Source organism: Emticicia agri, from assembly GCF_004168285.1.
GTDB classification, from domain to species: domain Bacteria; phylum Bacteroidota; class Bacteroidia; order Cytophagales; family Spirosomataceae; genus Emticicia; species Emticicia agri.
Map to the genome: position 1 here is coordinate 1 of NZ_SEWF01000122.1, position 1,437 is coordinate 1,437.

Consider the following 1,437-nt stretch of genomic DNA (forward strand, 5'->3'; position numbering starts at 1 on the left):
ATGGGTCTGAGGTAGGGTTTGTACAAACTTACTATCCGGTTTGGTATCTTGGCTTGTGGGTGTAAGTATCGCTGTTTTTGCTGTTGATAAACCAGTTTAATGGTCTTAAATGTTTCAGCGTCTACCATACTTAATCCTTTCGCTTGAGTTTGATTGAGCAGGGATTGATAGGCTTCTATTCCTTTATCCAACAATTTTAGTAAAGCATTTTGCCTGCTTCTGGTTTTTCTATAGCTTTTCTTTCGCAGTTTGCTGTAAGAGATATATTTAGTCTTTTGGTCTTTAAACTTTGAGCGAGGTAATTTGATTCGATAAGTTTGACACAGGGTGGGAATCTGTTTTTCCCATAACCATTGACAAGATTCCCAAAGTAATTTCACATCTGTAGGGAAGCGAATATAAGACTCATAACAGGTAGCATCCATTAGTACTACTTGTTTATCAGGTATTTCCTGCTTCCAATTTGCAATAAGGGTTTGTTGTAAAACGCCTAAATCAATATGCTTTGCCAGGTAAGTTCGTGCATTAGAGACAAAAGCATTATCCCGAACCATTTGATTATCACACAATTGAATGCCACAAAACATTTGTATAGCCCAGTCAGTATTTAATCGCTCTAATAGCTTTTCATCACTCAGTTTCAGATAATGCTTCAGAAACATTAAACCAAAATATCCTCGTGGTGGTAAAATGGAAGGAGAACCAACTTTGGTTTTCTTTTTTGGAAGAAGATTGTCTAAAGCTACCCAATCTATGGTTTGATAAATCGCACCTAATTCTGTCTTATTCTTGAAAATGTGCAATCTGGAAAAATTTGGAGAATCCAAATCAAATAATGTACCTTGCATCTGTATTTTTAATTCTTAGCAGAAGAAAAATACGAAAAACCCCGAAATATGTCAAGTTCGTGCATATTCGGGGTTTATTTATTTGCTAAAATATTGCTAATCAAATCGTTACCCTATTAAAGGAGAGCCTAATTATATGGTCAATCATTGGTCATCATGGTTTCCAAAATTGCCGTCATATCAAGCTTATAATGCACGAATTAATGCAATATACTGGCATTTTGAGGTAATTATTTCCCATTTGATGAATCAAATGAATTTTAATGATTGCTATGATAATGTATCTTTGGTGGATTCATTGCCTATCATGCTTTCCAAACACCCTTATACAGCTAAAGTAGCATCTGAGATAGCAGATAAGGGTTATTGCGATGCAAAAAAACAATTTTATCATGGAGTAAAGCTCCATTTGATAGGTAAGGACAGATTTGAAAAAATACCTAAACCTAACTTTTTTGATTTTACGCCTGCCAGTGTGAATGATTTAACAGCTATAAAACCCATGATTTGCCAATTAAAAAATCAAATTGTGGTCGGTGATAAAGCATATAGTTCAGAAAAATTCAACCAACAACTTTCTAAAAATAAC

The 1,437-nt window shown here is 34.5% G+C and carries 2 protein-coding genes; one reads left to right on the top strand and one right to left on the bottom strand.

What is annotated here, in order from left to right:
* On the bottom strand, positions 1 to 848 hold an 848-nt coding region (locus tag EWM59_RS27330), incomplete at its 3' end, for a transposase (protein ID WP_130022580.1).
* Between the two features lie 136 nt (positions 849 to 984).
* Here EWM59_RS27330 and EWM59_RS27335 point away from each other — a divergent pair.
* On the top strand, positions 985 to 1,437 hold a 453-nt coding region (locus EWM59_RS27335), incomplete at its 3' end, for a transposase (RefSeq protein ID WP_165372319.1).